Below are 19,592 nucleotides of genomic sequence, written 5' to 3' on the forward strand. Positions count from 1 at the left end.
TGGAAGCTTACGCCACTGTTACTTCGAACCCAAAACGATGTTGATGGCGGTCTTGCCATCGTTGGATGAGACCACGACGTTGACGCTTCGCTCTCCCTTGGTCGCCGTCAACATGCCTCCGTCGGGGAGCTTCATGTTCATTTGGATCTCCCAGCCGGCGTCGCGCAGTGTTTGTTCGTGAAAGGCGAGTGTCTCGCCGCTTGATTTGGGCGACTCGAGCGAGACCACCAGACCTTGCGGGGTGGTGGCGGTGGTCATCACCTTGATTCCCGGCAGCGTTTCCAAGTCGTCGGGCCATTCGTCGGGCAGACTGAGCCCGGAGGAGGAGGCTTGGATTCGGGTTTGGCCGCCCGAGTCGTTCGCGATCGTCACGTCCACCCCGTCGCCCGACTGCGATACCCTGACTTCTTCTCCGTCTTCGGTGGTCACGACGGTTCGATCGCCGCCGCATCCGATGACCATCGCGAGCGATGCGATGGCGAACGTCGCCTTAAATTGAGTGAACATGGTGCCGGCTCCCAAACGCGTGCGTGGTGAGGAATGAACTACGTCCACCATTGTACCGCTGAAGTGTGGGGGAAGCGTCCAGCTTGCCTGGGAAGCGTGGATGATTCGGTGTCTAATACGTGCCAGGATTCCAACCTCTACACCGTTCACGTTCACATCAGGATTCATGACCGCCACTGCGCTGCTCTTCGCTGAAACCGCCGACGGATGGACGCCGTGGCTGGAAACGACCGGCGTCATCCTGTTGGCGATCGGGCTGGTTCTTGGTTGCTTGGCGGCCTGGATCACCAACCTGATCGCGCTGCCGGGCAATTGGATCTGTGTGTTGTTGATCGCGTTGTACGCTTGGCTGGGACCGGCGACGGGGCGTTTGGCGATCGGTTACGGCCCGGTGTTGGCCGGATTCGCGCTCGCATTGGTCGGCGAACTGTTTGAGTTTTTTGCCGGTGCCGCCGGAGCCAAACGGGCCGGGGCGAGTCGTAAATCGACGCTGTATTCGATCATCGGATCGATGGCCGGTGCGATCACCGGCGCGGTCGTGGGTGTCCCCGTGCCGGTCGTCGGATCGGTCATCGCGGCGATCCTGTTCGGCGGAATCGGCGCAGCCGCCGGGGCGATGTACGGCGAATGGTCCGACGGCCGATCCTGGAAAGAGAACTGGTCGGTCGGACATTCCACCTTCTGGGGACGAACCTTCGGCACGCTTGGAAAAGTCCTTGCGGGACTGTTGATTGTGATCCTGGTCTTGGCCGCCGTCCTCATTTAATCCAAGCCGCCAATTCATCCAAGCCGCCATGCCTGAAACCACCGACGCGATGCTCCAAACGGCTCTCGATCTGTTGTCGACGGGCAGGCATTCCGAGGCGATTCCGATCTTGCAGCAGGTCGTCCGCTCGACGCCGCACTCGGCGGCAGCATTTCGGGCCTTGGCCGAAGCGCATCTGGGCAGCGGCGATCTGGACGAAGCACGCCGCTGCTGCGAGCGATCAACCACTCTTGATCCGACGTTCGACCGCGCGTTTTATTTGCTCGGGGTGATCTGTGCCCATGCCGGAGACCTCCACGACTCGATTGCCGCGTTTGAACGTGCCATCGAGTTGCGTCCCAAGTACTTCGACGCCGTCCGCGGTTTGGCAGCCGTCGCCGGACGATCGGGACGTCTGGCTCGGGCCTTGGAGTGCTATCGTGAACTGATCGTGGCGGGAATCGACCACAGCGAGCTGCTGTTGGAATTCGCCGAGACGGCAGAACGGCATGGGGATCTCGATGACGCCATCACCGCACGCAAAATCCTCTTCAAACGCGATCCCGGCAATCTTGAAAACCGTTTCAATTTGTCGTCACTGACCGGAAAGGATCCACCGCCGGCGACACCCGCGACAATGGTCACCCAAACGTTCGATGGCTACGCCGAAAAGTTTGAAACGCACCTGGGGGCGCTGCAGTATTCAGGGCCCGAATTGCTGTACCGTGCGGTCAACCGTTGTGAATCGCGGAATGACTTGCAGGTCCTGGATCTGGGGTGTGGTACGGGACTCTGCGGTCAACCGTTCCGGCAGATGGCAGGACAGTTGATCGGCGTCGATTTGTCACCGCGGATGTTGGAGAAGGCCAAGGCCAAGAACCTCTATGACGAGCTGCATTGTGCCGAGGCGCTGGATTTCTTGTCGCAGCAAGCAGAGTATGACTTGATCATCGCCGCCGACGTGTTGATTTATTTCGGCGATTTGCAGCCGGTTTTCTCGGCGGCGCGCAGCCGAATCGGGGACGGTGGCCGATTCGCATTCACGATTGAATGCAGCGATTGCGATGACGTGGTCGTTTCACGGAACCATCGGTACCTTCATTCGCCCAGCTATGTCCGCAGCGTGATCGCCGAAACGGGTTGGCAGATCGAGGTGTTCGACGAGTGCACGCTTCGACAAGAGCACCAGCAGGACGTCACCGGGATCGTGGCCGTAGCGCGTCGGTCACGCTGTGCGTGACAGCAGGCATGCACAGCATGCCCGACCGGTCAGCAAGAAGGTGGCGTAAGCTTCCAGCTTGCGTTTCACGAGTGAAACGAGACGGCAAGCTAGAAGCTTACGCCACTTTTCGTCCTGGACACAGCGTTAGCGGGCCGAGCGAAGTTGTCCGCGGGCGCGTCGGACGGCGGTGTCCTTCAGTTGCGCCAACTCGGGTGTCGAAGCCGGCATCTCTTGAGCGACTTCGAGCGCCTCCTCGGCTTCGCCGACATCGAGCAGATCGACCGAGATCGAGCGTGACGTCAGCAAGCTGACGACGTTGCCTTCGACCTGGGCGAAGCCGCCGTCGACGAAGTACCGCTGCGGACCCGCCGCGGTCGCCAGGTGGAGCGTGCCGAAACCCAACCGACCGATCATCGGGGCGCGTCCGGGCAGGATGCCGACGGATCCGTCGTACATGGGCAGCGTCACCGAATCGGCTTCGCAATCCACTTCGGTGCGTTCGGGCGTGACTACGATGCAGCGTATCGCCATGGCTTATTTCTTCTCCATCTTCTTGGCTTGTGCCTCGGCCTGTTCGATCGATCCGACGTACATGAAGGCTTGTTCGGGCAGGTGATCCCACTTGCCGTCACAGATTTCTTCGAAGCTGCGGATCGTGTCTTCCAGCGGCGTGATCTCACCGGCCTTTCCGGTAAAGACTTCGGCGACCAAGAAGGGTTGGGATAGGAATCGTTCGATTCGGCGTGCACGGTGCACGATGGTCTTGTCGTCTTCGTTCAATTCGTCGACGCCCAGAATCGCGATGATGTCTTGCAGTTCGCGGTAGCGTTGCAGCGTGGTCTGGACGCGTCGTGCGATCGCGTAGTGGCGATCACCGACGTACTGCGGATCGAGAATCCGCGAGTTGGACGCCAACGGGTCGATGGCGGGATAAATCCCTTTTTCCGAAATCGATCGTTCCAGATAGATGAACGCGTCCAACTGGCCGAAGGCGGTTGCCGGGGCGGGGTCGGTCGGGTCGTCCGCGGGAACGTAGACGGCTTGGACCGACGTGATCGCACCCTTCTTCGTCGACGTGATTCGTTCTTGCAGGGCACCCATTTCGGTCGCCAGCGTCGGTTGATAACCGACCGCCGAAGGCATTCGGCCGAGCAACGCGGAGACTTCCGAACCGGCTTGGGAGAAACGGAAGATGTTGTCGACGAACAGCAGCGTGTCGGCTCCGGTCGTGTCGCGGAAGAATTCCGCCATCGTCAACGCCGACAGGGCGACGCGAAGACGGGATCCCGGCGGCTCGTTCATCTGGCCGAACACCATGCAGGTTTGCTCGATGACCTTGCGTCCGGTTTGACCGATTTCGGTTTCCTGCATTTCCAACCACAGGTCGGTGCCTTCGCGGGTCCGTTCACCGACGCCGGCGAAGACGGAGTAACCCCCGTGGCTGCTGGCGATCCGGGCGATCAATTCGGTCAAAATCACGGTCTTGCCCAGACCGGCACCACCGAACAGCCCGGCTTTACCACCGCGGACGAAGGGGGTCAGCAGGTCGACGACCTTGATCCCGGTTTCGAACAATTCGGTGTTGGTCGACAGTTCGTTGACCGGCGGTGCCTGACGGTGAATCGGCCAGTAGTCGTCAGCTTTGACGTCACCGCGTTTGTCGATGGGTTCGCCGAGCACGTTGAAGACGCGACCGAGCGTTTCTTTTCCGACGGGGACCGAAACCGGTTTGCCGGTATCGATGACGTCCATGCCACGCATCATGCCGTCGGTGCTGCCCAGTGCGATCGCACGGACGCGTCCGCCGCCGAGGTGCTGTTGGACTTCGCCGACCAGGTCGATCGAGACCCCTTTGTGCTCACTCTTGACTTCCAGGGCGTTGTAAATCGCCGGCATTTGACCTTCGGGAAATTCGGCGTCGAACGTCGACCCGATGACCTGCGTGACTTTGCCGACGACGCGAGTTTCGGTTGCGGTGGACATGCTATTCTTCTTCGCTAAAAACGTGTTGTGGGGCGGGCCGCCTGGTGCGACCGGTCACCAGAGTGTGTGGAATTAACCTTCCAAAGCTTCGACGCCGCCGATGATCTCCATGATCTCGCCGGTGATCTGGCTTTGTCGGGCCCGGTTATAGGTCATCGAAAGTTGTTTGATCATGTCGCCGGCGTTCTCCGTGGCGCCCTTCATGGCGATCATCCGCGCGACTTGTTCGCTGACCGCCGCGTCCAAGAAACACTTGAACAGGCGGACTTTGAAACTGGTCGGCACGACCTCTTCGAGAATGCTTTCCGCCGAGGGCAGGAATTCGTATTCGACGTTGGTGCCGCCGGCATCGTCGAGATCGCTGTCGACGTCCAGCGAACCGAGTGGCAGCAGCGTTTCGACCGTGGCGATTTGCTTGGACGTGCTGATGAACTTGGTGTAGATCACGTCCAGCCGGTCCAGTTCGCCGGTGATGTACCGGGAAAGGTACGACTCGGCGATTTTTTCGACCTCGGCGTAGGCCGGTTGGTCTTCGAAATTGAGGTGTTTTTCGTCGGTGGTGACGCCTCGGAATGCGAGCCCGTCGACACCTCGTTTTCCGCTGACGTCGACATCGACGTTCGGCAACGATTCCTTCAGTTCTCTGATCCGCGGCATCGCTTCACGCAGAATCGAGGCGTTGTATCCGCCGCACAGGCCGCGGTTGCTGGTCAGCACCAGGACGCGTGCGTTCTTGATTTCGTCACGTTGCTCGAGCAACGGATGCTGGACATCCAGGCCGGCGGCGGCGAGACGCCCGACGATCCGGGTGATCTGTTCGGTGTACGCGGTCGCGGCTTGGGCTCGGTCCATCGCTTTCTTGTACCGCGCCGTCGCGATCAGCTCCATCGTCCGCGTGATCTTGCGGATGTTGCGGATCGACTTGCGTCGTTTATCAAGCGCTCTTGCGTTGGCCATGAATCGTTAAACGGTGACGGAATGTGTTCAGTGAATGAGATCAGGCGGTCGGCGTGTAACCGGCCTTGAACTCTTTGATGGCGGTTTCCAGCGTGTTGACGACGTCGTCGGTCAGATCGCCCTGTTCCATCAACGAATCCAGCAACGCGGCGTGCTTGTCGTTGATGTACTGCAAGAAGTCTTTTTCCCATTGTTGGACGGTTTTGATTTCAACATCGTCCAGGTGCCCCTTGGTGCCGGCGTACAAGCTGACGACCTGTTCGGCAACCGAAAGCGGTTGGTACTGGGGTTGCTTGAGCAGTTCGACCATCCGGTAACCGCGGTCCAATTGGGCTTGGGTGGCCGGGTCGAGGTCGGTGCCCAACTGGGCGAACGCTTCCAAGGCCCGGAACGCCGCGAGGTCCAACCGCAAACCGCCGGCGACCTTCTTCATCGCCTTGATCTGGGCCGCACCACCGACGCGTGAGACCGAAATCCCGGGGTTCATCGCCGGGCGAACGCCGGAGAAGAACAGGTCGGGCTGGACGTAGATCTGGCCGTCGGTGATCGAAATCACGTTGGTCGGGATGTACGCGGACACTTCGCCTTCGAGCGTTTCGATGATCGGCAAGCTGGTGATCGAGCCACCGCCGAGTTCGTCGGACAGCTTGGAGGAGCGTTCCAGCAGACGGCTGTGGCAGTAGAACACGTCACCGGGGAAGGCTTCGCGGCCCGGCGGGCGACGCATCAACAGACTCATTTGACGATAGGCAACCGCTTGCTTGCTCAAATCGTCATAGACGATCAGGGCATGGCCGCCGTTGAACATGAAGTGTTCGGCCATCGCGGTCCCGGCGTAGGGCGCGACGTATTGCAGCGGGGCGGGGGAACTGGCCCCGGCGACGACCACCGTCGTGTATTCCATCGCACCGTATTTTTCCAACACGTCGACGACGCCGGCGACCGAGCTGTCCTTTTGGCCGATGGCGACGTAGAAACATTTCACGTCTTGACCCTTTTGGTTCAAGATCGCGTCGATGGCGATCGCGGTCTTGCCGGTCTTTCGGTCGCCGATGATCAGCTCCCGTTGACCGCGACCGATCGGCGTCATCGCGTCGATCGCTTTGATGCCGGTTTGCATCGGCTGGGTCACCGGTTGCCGTTCGGCGACACCGGTCGCGATGATTTCCACCGGGCGGGTGACGTCCGATTGCACGGGGCCTTTGCCGTCGAGCGGATTGCCGAGCGGGTCCAGGACGCGACCGATGACCGCATCGCCGGCCGGCACGCTCAACAGCGTGCCCAACGCCTTGACTTCGTCGCCTTCCTGAATCGTCAGGTAGTCACCGAGAATGATCACCCCGACGCTGTTCTCTTCCAGGTTGAACGCCAGGCCGATCGCACCGTTGGGGAACTCCACCATCTCCCCGGCCATCACACCGGACAGACCATACACACGCGCGATCCCGTCACCGACTTCCAGGACGGTACCGACTTCGCGGACGTCGATCTTGCTGTCGAAGTTTTCGATCTCCTGTTGCAAGACCGATGCGATTTCATCGCTGCTAAATTTCATGGCAATCTAATGCGTCAGAGTGTTTGTGGTTTTGATAGGTCGATTGTGGAAGCGGGGCCTGATCAGGCGGAGGCTGCTTCCGATTGTTATTGCGTCAATTGATCGAATTTCTCAGCGATCTTGGCCGAAAATCCCTCGCTGGCTCGTTTGGCGATGCCATTCAAGCGATTGGCGACGGAATTGTCGAAAACCGTATCTCCGATTCGGATCACCATGCCGCCGATCAAGTCGGCGTCGACGACTTCCTGAAGTCGAACTTTTTTTCCGGTTGCGGTCCCCAGTTTTTCGCTGATCGACGCACGCAGGCCCTCGTCCAGCGGGACGGCGGTGCTGACTTTCGCAAGCACTTGGCCGCTCATTTCGTCAAACAGCGTCAACACGCCCTCGCGAACCGCCGCGACATGGGCGAGCCGACCACGTGCCGCCATCACCTTCAAAAACGTCAGCAACAGCGGATCGAAATCACCGCCGAAGACTCGGTCGATGACCCGTTGCTTTTCGTGAAGATCGATCCGCGGCGAAGCAAACGCGGCGGCAAGCTTGGGACTCTTGCGCAGGTACTGGTCGACCACCTGGTTGAGTTGGTCGACGATCTGTTCGGTCCGGCCCGCTTTTTGCGCGGCCCCCAGGAGAGCTTGCGCGTAGGTTTTCCCCAGTTGCTCGGCTCCGGTGTCCAGCACCGTTTCATGTTTTACGTCGTCGGGAGTATCCATCGCTAATTCCAAAGGTGTTTCACCTGGCTCGGATCAGTTGTTGCTCGGGACTTGCTCGAGCGCCTTCTTGATCAACTCGGCGTGATCCTCGGGGTTCAGTTCACGTCCGACGACCTGTTTGGCGACTCCCATGGCCAGCACGGACGTTTGGCTGGCGATTTCGGCAAGCGCCACCTTCTTGGCCGTTTCGATGTCGGCCAGGGCACGCTCGCCTTGCCGCTGCGCGTCTGCTTTGGCTTCGTCGACAATTTTTGTCGCGTTGGCCTGGGCGTCACGTCGCGCTTCGGCCAGGATCGTTTGTGCCTCGTTGGCCACTTCCTGCACCTTCTTCTGGTACTCGGCCAGCGTGGCTTCCGCCTTGCGGTTGGATGCCTGAGCCTGTTCCAGATCACCGGCGATCTTTTCCTCGCGAGCCTTCAAGCCGCCCAGAATGACCGGCCAAACGAACTTCGCGAGCACCGCAAAGGTCCCCAGGAAGATCGCCAAGTTGATGACCGCCGCACCGGGATCGAACGACAGGATGGGCGGCAGTGCTTCGTGCGCACCCTCACCATGAAGCTCGCCTTCGGGAGATTGTGCAGCGTCCTCGGCGGCTTGCACCGACATCGGGGAGAGCGCCACGGGCGGCCCTACGGCAACAAAGCAAACGGCGATAGCCATCAAGGCAAAACGCATATACGACATCAAATTACCTAAGGGTGGGCAACCGGAATCGGAGTGCCGCCTCGGCTTCACTGCCGCGAAAGCGAGGCGACCGACCGAAACACGCGGCCGATCTCTCTAGTTGTTACAGTTCGTGCGAACTACAGCAGGTACATCAAAATCAATGCGATCACGGTCACACCTTCGATCAGTGCGGCCGAAATCAGCATCTGCGTGCTGATCGTTCCGCTTGCTTCGGGTTGACGGGCGATCGCTTCGACGGCGCCGCCACCGATCCGACCGATGCCCCAGCCGGCACCCAAAATCACGAGGCCGATGCCGATACCGACACCCATCTTGCCAAATTCTGCAGCCTCTTGAGCCAGCATCATTGCGAATTCAAACATCTCAGGTTCGCTCCTAGAATTCTCTCGTCGCCCGTCTTTTCGCAAAGGAACGGACGCACAAAAAAGGGGAAAGGTCAAAGGGTTAGTCATTCGTTACGCATCGGCCAATCCGGCCAGCCGCGACGGTTCAATCAACTTATCCAGATCCATTTGCGATTCATCACCGAACGGATCGTGTTCGTGTTCATGGCCATGGTCGCCATGGTGTGCCGCAACGGTCGAGATAAACAGGACCGTCAGGAAGGTGAAAATGAATGCCTGCAGCATGCAGATGAACAGCTCCAGCAACGTCAGCACGATGCAGCCGATGACGACCGCGATGCCGACGCCATAGCCCAACAGGTGTGACACCGATGCGGCCGTAAACACCAGACCGACGATCGCCGCAACGACCAGGTGTCCCGCCATCATGGTCCCGAAAAGCCGCATCGCAAGGACGACGCACTTGATCAGCAGGCCCAGCCACTCCAGCACATACAGTGGCAATCCGAGGCCGAAGGACATCGCCTTGGGGCCGTCCCAACCGATCGGGTTGAAGTGGGAGAAAAAGGCTTTCGCTCCCGTCTCTCGGATCCCGATGAACAAGATCGCGACGAAGCTGCAGATCGCCAACATCGCATTGAGCGACAGGTTGCCCGTCGCCGTGCCGCCGAAGTGGCCGTAGTGACTCGCGTGGTCGCTCCAGATCAGGCCGGCCATGTGCAGGCCGCTGCCGAACGGGATCAAGCCCAGCACGTTGGAGAACAGGATGAAAAAGAACACCGTCCAAATGTACGGAATGTATTTGTCGGTCAGCTCGTGCAAGTTCGGCCGCGCCACCTCATCTCGGATGAACCAGCAGACCGTCTCGAACAACTGTGCCAGTCGACCCTTGGTCTGGTAGGCTTGCAGGCCTTCACCCTTGACGCGAATCTTCGATGCGACGTAGCAGAACACGAGCATCACCACGATCGCCGTGACGGCGGTCATCATCAAATGGTTGGTGATATAAAAACTGTATTGGCCGTCCTTGATGAACAACGCCGGAATGTTCGTCTCGGGACCACCCACGTTCAGGGTGAACAGCGGCTCGGCGTGCAACGCGTGGGGCACGACGTGCGACAGTGGATCATCGGCAGATGCGAATAACAGATTCATTGAATTGAATGCTTGGCTATTTAGCTTCTCGTGGTGGCCGCTCGATCTCGGCGTGGCAACAGCAGTGCCAGGGCGACGACGTCGACCGAAGTCAGGTAGACATACCACGCGAGAATCATTCCCGCGATTTCCTTCTTGGCGGCGGGCAAGTGATAACTACACAGACCAAGGAGTGCAACAGTGCCAAACAACCGAATTATCACTCCGGCTGAAAAACCGAACGTGATTCGCGCCGGGGACTCGTCCCGGCTTGGCAGCATCTCCGTCGCAGCCCCTGGTAATCCGCCGGCAACGGCGACTCCGCCACTGCCCAACCCGATCACCACCAGCAACGCGGCATTGGCCGTCAGCACGCCGCTGGCAGCGAGCGCCCAGCACGCCAGCATCCCGATCGCCCACGCGATCGTGATCGCGACGAGGCAGCACAGGTAAGGCCGGCAGCTGGCCATGGTGGCATTCAGGATGGGAGTGCGAAGGGCAGTCAACGAATTTCTGTCCGACGGTGTCGGGTGGTGTAGGGGCATCGATGGTGGGTTTCAGGTCGCCGTGGCAGAGCCCGGCCTTCAATCGCGCGGCGGTTTCTCGTCAGGCTTGTCGTCGCTCGGCTGGCTCTGCTCGATCTGTCGCTGACGATTCGAAATCGAAGTCGCCAAACGGATGAACCGAATCATGCCAAGGGTGAAGCCGAGTAGTCCGCCAATGGCTGAGCAGATCGGACGGGCCGATTGCAGGTGGCGGTCGATCGCTGCACCGATGGCACCAAACACGATCGTGATGAAGGCTAGCTCCAGGCCGGCACCGGACAGGCGGATCCAAACCGGGGACCGACTCGGCGCCGAGCCGGGCGCTTCGCCGGTGGGGTCTCGCCGCCGGTCCGGTCGCTCTGGCGACCGATCGTGTTGCGGCATTGTGCACCTTTGTTCAGTGTTCTCAAGTCCAGTCGACTGTCTTTCAGTTGGCCGGTCGCTTGCGGTCCGAATCGAAGCGTTGCTCGATCGCGGCCCGGCGGAGTCTGCTTCACCACGTGACGCGGGTAGAGTGTGATTGGTGAGCCGGAGAGGGATAGGAGGGGCGACCGATAGCCGCACCCGCCGGCAAACGGAGTTCGGGGGAGTTTCGGGGGAGTGGGGCGTGGGCGGAGAGCGCCCACCAGACGAACCGGGTTAAGAGGTTGCCCTCCCTGCCAGCGAGGGTGACTGACAGCTTCGTTGATGAACGGATCGCTGCACTTGATCCCGATGCGGCGGCGAAGAGAGGCCCCTGGGTGACTCGAAATAGACTCGGTGTCTAGATTGGCGTCTGGAATCCCCAGAAAATTTGCGGTCGTTTTCCCTGTCTTTCCTGCGGTTTCCGGCCAAAATCTCGTCACAAGCCCGGCAATCCACCGGGACGACTCTGGAACTTTTTCGAAGCGTTGGCATAATGACTGCGGTGTTGATTGCTCCGTTAATGGTTCCTGAGCGGCAAGGTGACCCCGCCAACTCCCCTCTCTACGGGGGAAGACGCACCGGTTTCTGGAAATCAGATGGGCAGCAGACCACCCACCAAGACGCGGACGAGGCGACCCTTTGAGGTCAGTGCTCTTCCAATCGTTTGTTCCCAGGCCGTCGCAGCGTTGACCGCTGCCCCGCCGGAAAGCGAACGAGTCATAACGATAACGCCGACTTAACTTGTGGAGTGCAGCGATGTTTCGCAGCGATGTTCACGAGTGGCTGGCCAGCACGACTAGCACATCTGGAGATAGTACTTTGATCAAAACGGCAGATCTCAAGTCACAGACGCGGCGTGAACTCGCCTCTCTGGCCAAGAACTATGGCATCGCCGGATGGCATGGCATGCGGAAGGAAGAGCTGGTGGACGCGATCAGTAAGACTCAGCGGCGGCTGCGCCGAAAATCAAAAACCTCCTCGTCCTCCTCGTCCTCCTCGTCGCGGAATTCCAGCGGCAACGGGGCGGCGGCGAAGTCGAGTTCGGCCCGGAGCACATCATCACGCACCGTGCGTCGAACCAAGGCCCAAGCGGAAAAGAATGGTGACGGGGGGGCGTCGAAGGCCAAGTCGATGCCCAGTTCGCGGTCATCCAGTTCAGCCGGGGCCGGCAAGACGGGACGCAGCGTCAAGCCGAGATCGCGGCGAAACGTTTCTCTCAACGACCGCCCACTGCCGGAGATGCGAGCCCCGAAAGTTTCGGCAAAGACCGCTCGCATCCGCGCCCAACTTCGTCGGCAGAAAGAGCAGGCGGACAAGCACCGCGACCTTTCCACCGGCACACTCGTCGGCGGCTCGGCGGTTCAAAACGGCCCCCAGCGGACGCGGGCCGGCGAGCCCCATCGCGACCGCATCGTCTTGATGGTTCGCGATTCTTATTGGCTGCAAGCGACGTGGGAGATCACGCGGGCGAGTGTTGCCCGAGCCGAATCGTCGCTGGCCGAGCGTTGGCACACGGCCAAGCCCGTGTTGCGGGTGATGGAAGTCGAAGACGTCGCCAACAACATCGCCGAAACCGTTCAACGCGACATCCCGATTCACGGCGGCGTCGACACCTGGTACATCGATGTCCAACATCCGCCGACTCGATTCCGCGTTGCGATCGGTTACATCACCTCCGACGATCAGTTTCATTCGATCTGTCGGAGCAACATTGTCGAAACGCCCAGCCCGGGCGAGTGCGAGCGTCTGGACGAGCACTGGCATGACATCGCCGATGATTACGAACGCATCTACTCGCTCAGCGGTGGCTACGACACCGACGGCGGCGACTTGAAGGAGATCTTCGAAGAGCGGCTGCATCGTTCAATGCCCACGCGTGGTTCACAGGGCCAATTGACGGCGGATCCGACGCTGTTGCGTCAAAGCAAGTTGCCGTTTGAGGTCGACGCGGAACTGATCGTGTTCGGCCGAACCGCCTCGGGATCGTCGGTCTCGCTCGGTGGACGACCTGTCAAGCTGCAGAGTGACGGAACGTTTACCGTTCGGATGAAGCTGCCCGATAAGCGTCAAGTGTTGCCCGTGACGGCCGAAAGCCGAGACGGGATGCGGCAGCGGACCACCGTGATCGCCGTCGAACGCAACACCAAGGTGATGGAAGCGGTCGACGTCAAGGACAACATGTAGCGTCCCAAGTGGGATAAGTTTCCAGCCTGTCATCTCCTGACACGCCACCGGATGAACGAGAATCCCTCCCGTTGGGAGGGTCGAGCGAAGCGAGGGGAGGGCTGACGCAATCCGCATCGCGTCGCCGACTCCGACGCGTTCCAAGTTATCAACCCACCGCTTTCACTACGTGTGTGGCCAACCACTCTCTCCCCCACAACCGCGATGCCACGCACTCTTCTCACCAGTCTGACACTCGTCTGTCTTTTCTTCCTCGCTGCCAGCACCAAGGCTGCCGATTCCAAACCGCTGAGTATCCTGCTGATCACCAGCGGCTGCTGCCACGACTATGACTTTCAAACGAAGTCCTTGCAGCTGGCCTTTGAAAAAGCGGGGGTCGCGGCGAATTGGACGGTGGTCAACGAGGGCGGTAACGGCACCGATGCTCAAATTGATTTTTATGGGGAATCGGATTGGGCCAAGAACTTCGACGTCTGCATTCACAACGAGTGCTTCGCCAAGACGACCGATGCCGACTACATCCGCACCATCACCGGGCCGCACTTCGAAGGATTGCCCGCGGTCGTGATCCACTGTGCCATGCACACCTATCGCGACGCGACGATCGATGATTGGCGCCAACTACTGGGCGTGACCAGCAAACGTCACGACCACAAGAGTTCGTACAAGGTCGATGTGAAAACCAAGGATCATCCGATCATGAAGTCGTTTCCCGACGGCCACGTGATCCAGTTCGATGAGCTCTATATCATCGAAAAACTGTGGCCCAGTGCGACCGCGTTGGCGACCAGTAAGAGTGAAAAGGACGGTTCGGAACATCCCGTGATCTGGACCAACCAGTACGGAAAAGCCCGCGTGTTCGGCACGACGTATGGCCACTCCAACGAGACGTTCGAAGACAAGGTGTTTCTGAACCTGATCGTCAACGGCACGGTTTGGGCAGCGGGCAAGTAACCGTGGAAAGTGTAAGTGGCGTAAGCTACCAGCTTGCGGTGCCCGCTATTGCTCGATCGCCCGTTCCGCCTGTCGGCGATCGTGTAATTCTTGTTGCATCTCATTGAAGTCTTGCGGCGAGAGCTTGTGCCACTCTGTTTCCTGGACGGGAATTCCCGGCGTGTAGCTCAGATACGGAAACTGATGAGCCGTGAAAACGCCTGCTCCGGTCAGGCCGATCAGTGTGATCGCCAGCAGAATGCTCGTCCGGCGCGAGGCAGCGGTAACGAAGGGGCGAAAAACGGTCGAAAGCAATTTGGGAAAAGCGGTGTGCAGGCCGAGCAAGAGCAGCCATGCGACGGCCGTCACGACAACCGTTATCGAACTCACTTGAACCCAATCGCGGAGCCAGCCGACGCGGCCGATGTCTCGGGGGTCGCCATAGATTTCACACCACAGGACAACCGCGGCGATGAGGGGAGCGAATAAGATCGGGGTTGCGATCAGTAGGTAGGCCCCGCCGAGGACGAACCGGCTGGTGAGAAATGATTGTGGGTCATCGGATTCCATCTCGCGCGACAACGAAATTCTCGCGAAGGCGATTGCAAAAAATATCCCCATCCCCGCCCAGAGCAGCGTCATTCCTTGGGCGTACCGCTGGTTGAACCAATAGCAGGTGCCCAATACGCCGACGATTGCGATGGCAAGGGCGACATACGCGGGCACTTCCACGCGGGGATTGGTCAACCAACGATTGCTTGCCTGTGAAACCCACGTGCCCGTCGTCTCGATCGAGGACGACGCGAAGTCGCTCGCGGCGTTTCCCGCGCGGTGAATCGTCGCCTGAACGCGATGCAGTGGATCACCGGACGACGCGGCGGCATGTGCCGCCGAGCGCGGGTTCTTTTCGATTTCATCAATGTCATGCATCACCGCCGACGCCGACGCGTAGCGTCTCTCGGGATGCTTTTCGAGCGCCCGCAGCACCACGTCGTCCAGTCTCACGTCGATCGCGATCTTGCTTGATTGGCCGAGAGCCGAACCGTTCAGGAATTGACTGGGCGGTTCGAACCGGCCGATCGGCAATTCGCCGGTCAGCATTTCATAGAACACCACGCCGAGCGCGTAGATGTCCGCTCGGTGATCGACCGATCTCGGGTTTTCCAATTGCTCCGGTGCCATGTAATGCACCGTCCCCACCACACCCTGTGTCGGATCGGGCGTCCGGGAATCCTCGTCGGTTGTCGTCGCATCCTCGCCATCGGCGGCGGTCTTGTTGGCGACCAACTTGGCCAGCCCAAAATCGGTGATCTTTAATCTGCCTCGACTGTCGAACAGCAAGTTTTCCGGTTTGATGTCGCGATGCACGACGCCTTCATCGTGCGCGTACGACAGCGCGTCACAGAGTTGCGGAATGATCTCCAGCGCCTCAGGCGGCGAAAGCCTGCCTTGGGCGAGCACCTCGCGCAAGTTCGCCCCCTCGACCAACTCCATCACCAGCATCGCGTAGGGGCCGGCTTGGCCGAAGTCGTGGACGGCAACGATGTTGGGATGATTTAATTTCGCCAGCGCCCGGCCTTCTTGGGCAAATCGCCCGCGGAACCCCGCGCGTTCGGCAATTTGCGGCGGCAGAATTTTGATCGCGACGGCGCGATCGAGTGACTTCTGCCGGCCCAGGTAAACCGCGCCCATGCCCCCCTGGCCGATCAACGCTTCGACTTCATAGCCGGTGATCTGTTCAGACAACTCTTCGATCGATGGCGGCACAAAACTTTGGCCGGGGCCGAGCGTGATGGCCACCGGATGCGGTTTGTCCCACGGCGGTCGGAGCAAACAGCGCGGGCATTGCACCAGATTAGCGGAATCCTTCGACGCCGAATCGGTGGAAATCGGCGTGCCGCAGCGGGGACAGGGTGTCTCGGTCATCGTGCAATCGTGAGTTCGGAGGGTCAGGAACGGGCTCTCTGTTGTCTCCTACACACGTTTTGGGGCCGGGTTACAGAAGTAAAAAGCAATGAGCGGAAAAAAAGAATCAACGGAGAATCAGGCCCGGCGCGATTCACTCGCCGAGTGCATCGAACAAGCACTGTCGCTCCCGACCTGTATCCGCGGGGTTTTCAACCGTTTGGGCGACTGCATCGAGTAAGCGTTGTCGATACGTTGCCCGCAACCGATGGATCGCGACTTTCAAGGCCGTCGCGGACAGCCCCAACTCGGAGGCGATTTGCTGACGTGACGGCCCGTCGGCGTCGGTCGAGGTCAACATGGGGGAAAGCTTGGCAAACCATTCCCCTTTGCCTTTGGCCTGGTAATCCCGCTCGAGTTCGACAAGCGTTTGACGGATCAGGCAGAGCGCCCACTGGCGATCGAACAGCGTGGCGGGGTCTCCCGCTTGATCGGCGAGGGCGTCGGCCGAGAACGACCGATCGACGTCGTCCAACGATCCGCAGTCGATCGAAAACGTCGCCGCGCCTCCGCCCCGTTTCAGCGCGTGTTCGCGACGGTGCTCGTTGGCCGCGTAATGGTCCAGCGACGTGTATAAAAACGCGCGAAAGCGACCTCGCGACGCATCGGCGGCCGCGATCGATTCCCGCTCAAGTAAGTTAGCAAAGAATCCCTGAATCAGGTCTTCGGCATCCTGACGCGATCGTCCGCGGCGGCGCAGGTATCCGTAGAGTGCGGGCCAATAAATCTCGCAAAGTTCTTCCAGCGATTGCCGCGCTACACGACGAACCGACGAATCTCCCGAGGTCTCGCCGGCGCGAAGGACCAAACTCCAGCGCGTCGAGGGAAGGCGTCCGGCAAGTGTCATGATTCACGGGAGGTGGGGCAGCGGCGAAAACGAAGGGCGGCGTTTATTGTAGCCAGATGATCGCTCGATGACTCATTCGCGGTGGACCACGGCGTTCGGTTCTTGCCAGCGCGCCACGACTGACTTAGCATCGTCCGATTTCCGCTCCGATCGCCCAATACCGCTAAGTTAAGACAAATGGAGAGGCCCGGACGCTGGCGCGAACCGGCTGGTACCAAACGATTATCAGCCGTTTGGCGCGAGCCTACGGGCCCCGGCCTAAGGAAGCGACGCTTAGCTAAGCGTTATTGCTCCGATAGCCCGCTCCGCCGAACTCGAAGAATTGAACAATGAAACTGGTTTCTTGGAATGTGAACGGCATCCGTGCGGCGATGGACAAGGGGTTTCGCCAATTCGTCGAAGACCAGCAGCCCGACATCTTGTGTTTGCAGGAAACCAAAGCCGAACCGCAGCAAGTGGATTTGGATTGGGCCGATGGTCTCGGCTACCACCAGACCTGGAATTGCGCGGCGAAAAAAGGATACAGCGGCACGACGATCTGGAGCAAAGTCGCTCCCCGCAAGACGGTGCTGGGGATCGGTGACGAGGAACATGACCAAGAAGGCCGTGTGGTGACCGCGACGTTCGACGATTTTCACGTGGTCAACGTCTACACCCCCAATGCCCAGCGTGGACTGGTGCGGTTGGAGTATCGCCAGCGGTGGGATGCTGCGTTTTTGGCATACCTCAAAAAACTGAACCGTCGCAAACCCGTCATCTTTTGCGGCGATGTGAATTGCGCCCACCAGGAGATCGATTTGGCGAACCCCAAGGCCAACCGCAAAAACGCGGGCTTCTCCGACGAAGAACGCGCCGGGCTGGACAACATTGCCAAGGCCGGATTCCTGGACTCATTTCGCCAGTTCGACCAAAGTTCCGGCAAATACACCTGGTGGACCTATCGCTCCAACGCACGCGAGAAGAATATCGGCTGGCGTTTAGATTATTTTTGGGTGTCGAAACGGTTTTGGGATCGTGTGGCCGGTGCCAAAATCCATCACGATGTCTATGGTTCGGATCATTGCCCGGTCGAATTGACGCTGTTGCCGTGACGAAGCCGTGCAGGGACCGATCGGGCCGCGGGGGACGTCCATTGTATTACTGCAGGATTTGGCAACCGATTTAGATTCTCTCCCTCTGGGAGAGACGGCGTTTGCGCAGCAAGCAAACGCCAGAGAGGGCCGGCGCTGCGAAAGTCTTGGCGACGTCCGCTACGATCAACTCCGCCCCTATACAATTGACGGCCCGAGCTTCCAAGAAATGCGTGTTCCCAGGCAGAGCCTGGGAACGAGTGAAATTTACTTTTACTACGAATTGACACTGACCATGAATCGACTGTTTTGTTTGGTGATCGCCACCCTCGGCGTGTTCCCCGCGATCGCCACCTGCGCGGACCCCGTGATGAACGACGAGGTGCGGTGGTGGAAGGGCAACCTGCACACTCATTCCTTGTGGAGTGACGGAGACCAGTTTCCCGAGATGATCGCGGATTGGTATCGCGAGCAGGGTTACCAATTCCTTGCCCTGACCGATCACAACGTATTGAGTGAAGGCACACGTTGGATGGGTGTCCAGAAGATCGTCGCCCGCAGCGATGACGGCATCGTCGATCGCTACCGAGAACGGTTCGGGGATCATTGGGTGCAACAGCGTGCGAATCCTGAAACCGGTGATCAAGAAGTGCGTTTGAAACCACTGGACGAGTTTCGTCACTTGGTCGAGGAGCGCGGGCGGTTCATCATGATCCCCGCCGAAGAGATCAGCGATCGGTCCGAAGGGAAGCCGGTTCACATCAACGCGACCAACCTCGCCGAAGTGATCGCGCCGGCCGGCGGCGCGACGGTTCGCGAAGCAATGCAGAACAATCTGCGCATCATTTTGGAGCACGAAAAGGCGCACGGTCGAGAGGTGTTGCCGCATATCAATCATCCGAATTTCGGTTACGCGATGACCGCCGAAGACTTGGCCGCGGTGGTTTCGGAGCGATTCTTTGAGGTCTACAACGGTCACCCCGGCGTCAATCAACTCGGCGACAAGGACCACCCCAGCATCGAGACGATGTGGGACCAAATCAACGCGATCCGCTGTGGAATCGCCGGTGTCGCACCGATCATGGGGCTGGCCACCGATGACTCGCACGAGTACCACGGCAAACCGGGATCACGCCCGGGACGCGGCTGGGTGATGGTTCGCAGCCGCTTTCTGACGCCGGAGCACTTGATCCGAGCGATGAAGCGTGGCGACTTCTATGCCTCCAGCGGCGTGACACTGGACGATGTCCGCTTCGACGAATCGAGTCGGAAATTGACGCTGGAGATTCAGGCTCAAGACGGTGTGAGCTACCGAACGGATTTCATCGCCACGCTCAAGGGGGACGCAACAGATCACGATCGGATCGGCGTCGTGATCAGTTCACACGAAGGAACGTCGGCAAGCTACCAGATGACCGGCAAGGAGCTGTATGTGCGGGCGTTGGTCACCAGTGACCAGCCGCACGTCGACCCGTCTTTCAAAGACCAGATGCAACAGGCTTGGACCCAGCCGGTCGGCTGGTCAAAGTAGTGGTAGATGCTACGCCGCTGCCGTGAGACATCGATTGGATTACGGCAGCTTTTGGCAAACCCTGTCGATTCTCTCCCTCTGGGGGTTCTTCGTGGATTTTAGTGGCTAATCGCTCAGGACCCAGGTTTTTCGAGGCATTGCTGCGATGTCCGAATGGGGAGAGCGAGGACAAACGCTCGGTTCAAACGACCCTCCGCCGACACGGGGGCCGGCGGAGGGCACGAAGCACCTTCGGCGCATCGCAGACCAGGTGATTCCTTGGCGG

General features: G+C 59.7%; 20 protein-coding genes and 1 pseudogene. 7 read left to right on the forward strand and 14 right to left on the reverse strand.

The genetic code is table 11. The annotated features are described in order from the left end of the window. Window positions 1–18: 18 nt before the first annotated feature. Window positions 19–507 (reverse strand): hypothetical protein, encoded by a 489-nt coding sequence (locus NZK35_RS16125; protein ID WP_259633561.1) that lies wholly within the window; start codon window positions 505–507, stop codon window positions 19–21. Between the two features lie 166 nt (window positions 508–673). Here NZK35_RS16125 and NZK35_RS16130 point away from each other — a divergent pair, with 166 nt between their 5' ends. Then, complete coding sequence (locus NZK35_RS16130) at window positions 674–1,273, forward strand: DUF456 family protein (RefSeq protein ID WP_259633562.1); 600 nt, start codon at window positions 674–676, stop codon at window positions 1,271–1,273. Between the two features lie 28 nt (window positions 1,274–1,301). Further along, window positions 1,302–2,492: a tetratricopeptide repeat protein gene (locus NZK35_RS16135; protein WP_259633563.1), complete on the forward strand. Its 1,191-nt coding sequence runs from the start codon at window positions 1,302–1,304 to the stop codon at window positions 2,490–2,492. 126 nt (window positions 2,493–2,618) lie between these two features. Here NZK35_RS16135 and NZK35_RS16140 read toward each other — a convergent pair whose 3' ends face one another. The 10 genes from NZK35_RS16140 to NZK35_RS16185 form a co-directional block, all read right to left on the reverse strand. Beyond that, window positions 2,619–3,005: a F0F1 ATP synthase subunit epsilon gene (locus NZK35_RS16140; protein WP_259633564.1), complete on the reverse strand. Its 387-nt coding sequence runs from the start codon at window positions 3,003–3,005 to the stop codon at window positions 2,619–2,621. 3 nt (window positions 3,006–3,008) lie between these two features. Beyond that, entirely contained in the window at window positions 3,009–4,457 is a 1,449-nt protein-coding gene (gene atpD / locus NZK35_RS16145; RefSeq protein ID WP_259633565.1) for a F0F1 ATP synthase subunit beta, read from the reverse strand. 72 nt (window positions 4,458–4,529) lie between these two features. Further along, the gene (atpG, locus tag NZK35_RS16150; RefSeq protein ID WP_259633566.1) at window positions 4,530–5,414 is read right to left on the reverse strand and encodes an ATP synthase F1 subunit gamma; all 885 of its coding nucleotides are present in this window, start codon (window positions 5,412–5,414) and stop codon (window positions 4,530–4,532) included. 40 nt (window positions 5,415–5,454) lie between these two features. Then, complete coding sequence (atpA, locus tag NZK35_RS16155; RefSeq protein WP_259633567.1) at window positions 5,455–6,969, reverse strand: F0F1 ATP synthase subunit alpha; 1,515 nt, start codon at window positions 6,967–6,969, stop codon at window positions 5,455–5,457. An 86-nt stretch (window positions 6,970–7,055) separates the two neighbouring features. Continuing rightward, complete coding sequence (gene atpH, locus NZK35_RS16160) at window positions 7,056–7,682, reverse strand: ATP synthase F1 subunit delta (RefSeq protein ID WP_259633568.1); 627 nt, start codon at window positions 7,680–7,682, stop codon at window positions 7,056–7,058. 33 nt (window positions 7,683–7,715) lie between these two features. After that, window positions 7,716–8,366, reverse strand: a complete 651-nt coding sequence (gene atpF, locus NZK35_RS16165; protein WP_259633569.1) for a F0F1 ATP synthase subunit B — start codon at window positions 8,364–8,366, stop codon at window positions 7,716–7,718. Window positions 8,367–8,485: 119 nt separating this feature from the next. Beyond that, complete coding sequence (atpE, locus tag NZK35_RS16170; RefSeq protein ID WP_095737805.1) at window positions 8,486–8,731, reverse strand: ATP synthase F0 subunit C; 246 nt, start codon at window positions 8,729–8,731, stop codon at window positions 8,486–8,488. Between the two features lie 93 nt (window positions 8,732–8,824). After that, the gene (gene atpB / locus NZK35_RS16175; RefSeq protein ID WP_259633570.1) at window positions 8,825–9,868 is read right to left on the reverse strand and encodes a F0F1 ATP synthase subunit A; all 1,044 of its coding nucleotides are present in this window, start codon (window positions 9,866–9,868) and stop codon (window positions 8,825–8,827) included. Window positions 9,869–9,888: 20 nt separating this feature from the next. Next, complete coding sequence (locus NZK35_RS16180; RefSeq protein WP_259633571.1) at window positions 9,889–10,317, reverse strand: hypothetical protein; 429 nt, start codon at window positions 10,315–10,317, stop codon at window positions 9,889–9,891. Between the two features lie 114 nt (window positions 10,318–10,431). Beyond that, entirely contained in the window at window positions 10,432–10,776 is a 345-nt protein-coding gene (locus NZK35_RS16185) for an AtpZ/AtpI family protein (RefSeq protein WP_259633572.1), read from the reverse strand. A gap of 777 nt (window positions 10,777–11,553) precedes the next feature. On the opposite strand from NZK35_RS16185, the pseudogene NZK35_RS34710 reads away from it, so the two are divergent. Further along, window positions 11,554–11,691: pseudogene (locus tag NZK35_RS34710) on the forward strand (hypothetical protein); the annotation flags it as partial. 50 nt (window positions 11,692–11,741) lie between these two features. Here NZK35_RS34710 and NZK35_RS34715 read toward each other — a convergent pair. After that, entirely contained in the window at window positions 11,742–12,017 is a 276-nt protein-coding gene (locus NZK35_RS34715; protein WP_323379642.1) for a hypothetical protein, read from the reverse strand. Between the two features lie 19 nt (window positions 12,018–12,036). Between NZK35_RS34715 and NZK35_RS16190 the strand changes: the two genes are divergently transcribed. Together NZK35_RS16190 and NZK35_RS16195 are read left to right on the forward strand one after the other, a co-directional pair. Then, window positions 12,037–12,981, forward strand: a complete 945-nt coding sequence (locus tag NZK35_RS16190; RefSeq protein WP_323379641.1) for a DUF4912 domain-containing protein — start codon at window positions 12,037–12,039, stop codon at window positions 12,979–12,981. A 204-nt stretch (window positions 12,982–13,185) separates the two neighbouring features. After that, complete coding sequence (locus NZK35_RS16195; protein ID WP_259633574.1) at window positions 13,186–13,935, forward strand: ThuA domain-containing protein; 750 nt, start codon at window positions 13,186–13,188, stop codon at window positions 13,933–13,935. A 45-nt stretch (window positions 13,936–13,980) separates the two neighbouring features. Here the strand turns inward: NZK35_RS16195 and NZK35_RS16200 are convergent, their stop codons facing one another. Next, window positions 13,981–15,840 carry a serine/threonine-protein kinase gene (locus NZK35_RS16200; protein WP_259633575.1) on the reverse strand — a complete coding sequence of 620 codons (1,860 nt, stop codon included), beginning with the start codon at window positions 15,838–15,840 and terminating at the stop codon, window positions 13,981–13,983. Window positions 15,841–15,973: 133 nt separating this feature from the next. Beyond that, window positions 15,974–16,726, reverse strand: coding sequence for an RNA polymerase sigma factor (locus tag NZK35_RS16205; protein WP_259633576.1), 753 nt, complete (start codon window positions 16,724–16,726; stop codon window positions 15,974–15,976). A 329-nt stretch (window positions 16,727–17,055) separates the two neighbouring features. Here NZK35_RS16205 and NZK35_RS16210 point away from each other — a divergent pair, with 329 nt between their 5' ends. Then, the gene (locus tag NZK35_RS16210; RefSeq protein ID WP_259633577.1) at window positions 17,056–17,817 is read left to right on the forward strand and encodes an exodeoxyribonuclease III; all 762 of its coding nucleotides are present in this window, start codon (window positions 17,056–17,058) and stop codon (window positions 17,815–17,817) included. Window positions 17,818–18,025: 208 nt separating this feature from the next. Further along, entirely contained in the window at window positions 18,026–19,327 is a 1,302-nt protein-coding gene (locus NZK35_RS16215) for a PHP domain-containing protein (RefSeq protein WP_259633578.1), read from the forward strand. Window positions 19,328–19,592 lie beyond the last annotated feature (265 nt).

The organism is Stieleria sedimenti, from assembly GCF_025060895.1.
In the GTDB taxonomy this organism is placed as follows: Bacteria; Planctomycetota; Planctomycetia; order Pirellulales; family Pirellulaceae; genus Stieleria; species Stieleria sedimenti.

What these genes read in the sequence shown, in the direction of transcription:
- atpD (WP_259633565.1), bottom strand. Translation starts at nt 4,457, where the DNA reads ATGTCCACCGCAACCGAAACTCGCGTCGTCGGCAAAGTCACGCAGGTC.
- NZK35_RS16205 (WP_259633576.1), bottom strand. Translation starts at nt 16,726, where the DNA reads ATGACACTTGCCGGACGCCTTCCCTCGACGCGCTGGAGTTTGGTCCTT.
- NZK35_RS16195 (WP_259633574.1), top strand. Translation starts at nt 13,186, where the DNA reads ATGCCACGCACTCTTCTCACCAGTCTGACACTCGTCTGTCTTTTCTTC.
- NZK35_RS16125 (WP_259633561.1), bottom strand. Translation starts at nt 507, where the DNA reads ATGTTCACTCAATTTAAGGCGACGTTCGCCATCGCATCGCTCGCGATG.
- NZK35_RS16215 (WP_259633578.1), top strand. Translation starts at nt 18,026, where the DNA reads ATGCGTGTTCCCAGGCAGAGCCTGGGAACGAGTGAAATTTACTTTTAC.
- NZK35_RS16180 (WP_259633571.1), bottom strand. Translation starts at nt 10,317, where the DNA reads ATGGCCAGCTGCCGGCCTTACCTGTGCTGCCTCGTCGCGATCACGATC.
- atpG (WP_259633566.1), bottom strand. Translation starts at nt 5,414, where the DNA reads ATGGCCAACGCAAGAGCGCTTGATAAACGACGCAAGTCGATCCGCAAC.
- atpA (WP_259633567.1), bottom strand. Translation starts at nt 6,969, where the DNA reads ATGAAATTTAGCAGCGATGAAATCGCATCGGTCTTGCAACAGGAGATC.
- NZK35_RS16200 (WP_259633575.1), bottom strand. Translation starts at nt 15,840, where the DNA reads ATGACCGAGACACCCTGTCCCCGCTGCGGCACGCCGATTTCCACCGAT.
- NZK35_RS16190 (WP_323379641.1), top strand. Translation starts at nt 12,037, where the DNA reads ATGCGAGCCCCGAAAGTTTCGGCAAAGACCGCTCGCATCCGCGCCCAA.
- atpH (WP_259633568.1), bottom strand. Translation starts at nt 7,682, where the DNA reads ATGGATACTCCCGACGACGTAAAACATGAAACGGTGCTGGACACCGGA.
- NZK35_RS16185 (WP_259633572.1), bottom strand. Translation starts at nt 10,776, where the DNA reads ATGCCGCAACACGATCGGTCGCCAGAGCGACCGGACCGGCGGCGAGAC.
- NZK35_RS16140 (WP_259633564.1), bottom strand. Translation starts at nt 3,005, where the DNA reads ATGGCGATACGCTGCATCGTAGTCACGCCCGAACGCACCGAAGTGGAT.
- NZK35_RS16210 (WP_259633577.1), top strand. Translation starts at nt 17,056, where the DNA reads ATGAAACTGGTTTCTTGGAATGTGAACGGCATCCGTGCGGCGATGGAC.
- NZK35_RS16135 (WP_259633563.1), top strand. Translation starts at nt 1,302, where the DNA reads ATGCCTGAAACCACCGACGCGATGCTCCAAACGGCTCTCGATCTGTTG.
- atpF (WP_259633569.1), bottom strand. Translation starts at nt 8,366, where the DNA reads ATGTCGTATATGCGTTTTGCCTTGATGGCTATCGCCGTTTGCTTTGTT.
- atpB (WP_259633570.1), bottom strand. Translation starts at nt 9,868, where the DNA reads ATGAATCTGTTATTCGCATCTGCCGATGATCCACTGTCGCACGTCGTG.
- atpE (WP_095737805.1), bottom strand. Translation starts at nt 8,731, where the DNA reads ATGTTTGAATTCGCAATGATGCTGGCTCAAGAGGCTGCAGAATTTGGC.
- NZK35_RS16130 (WP_259633562.1), top strand. Translation starts at nt 674, where the DNA reads ATGACCGCCACTGCGCTGCTCTTCGCTGAAACCGCCGACGGATGGACG.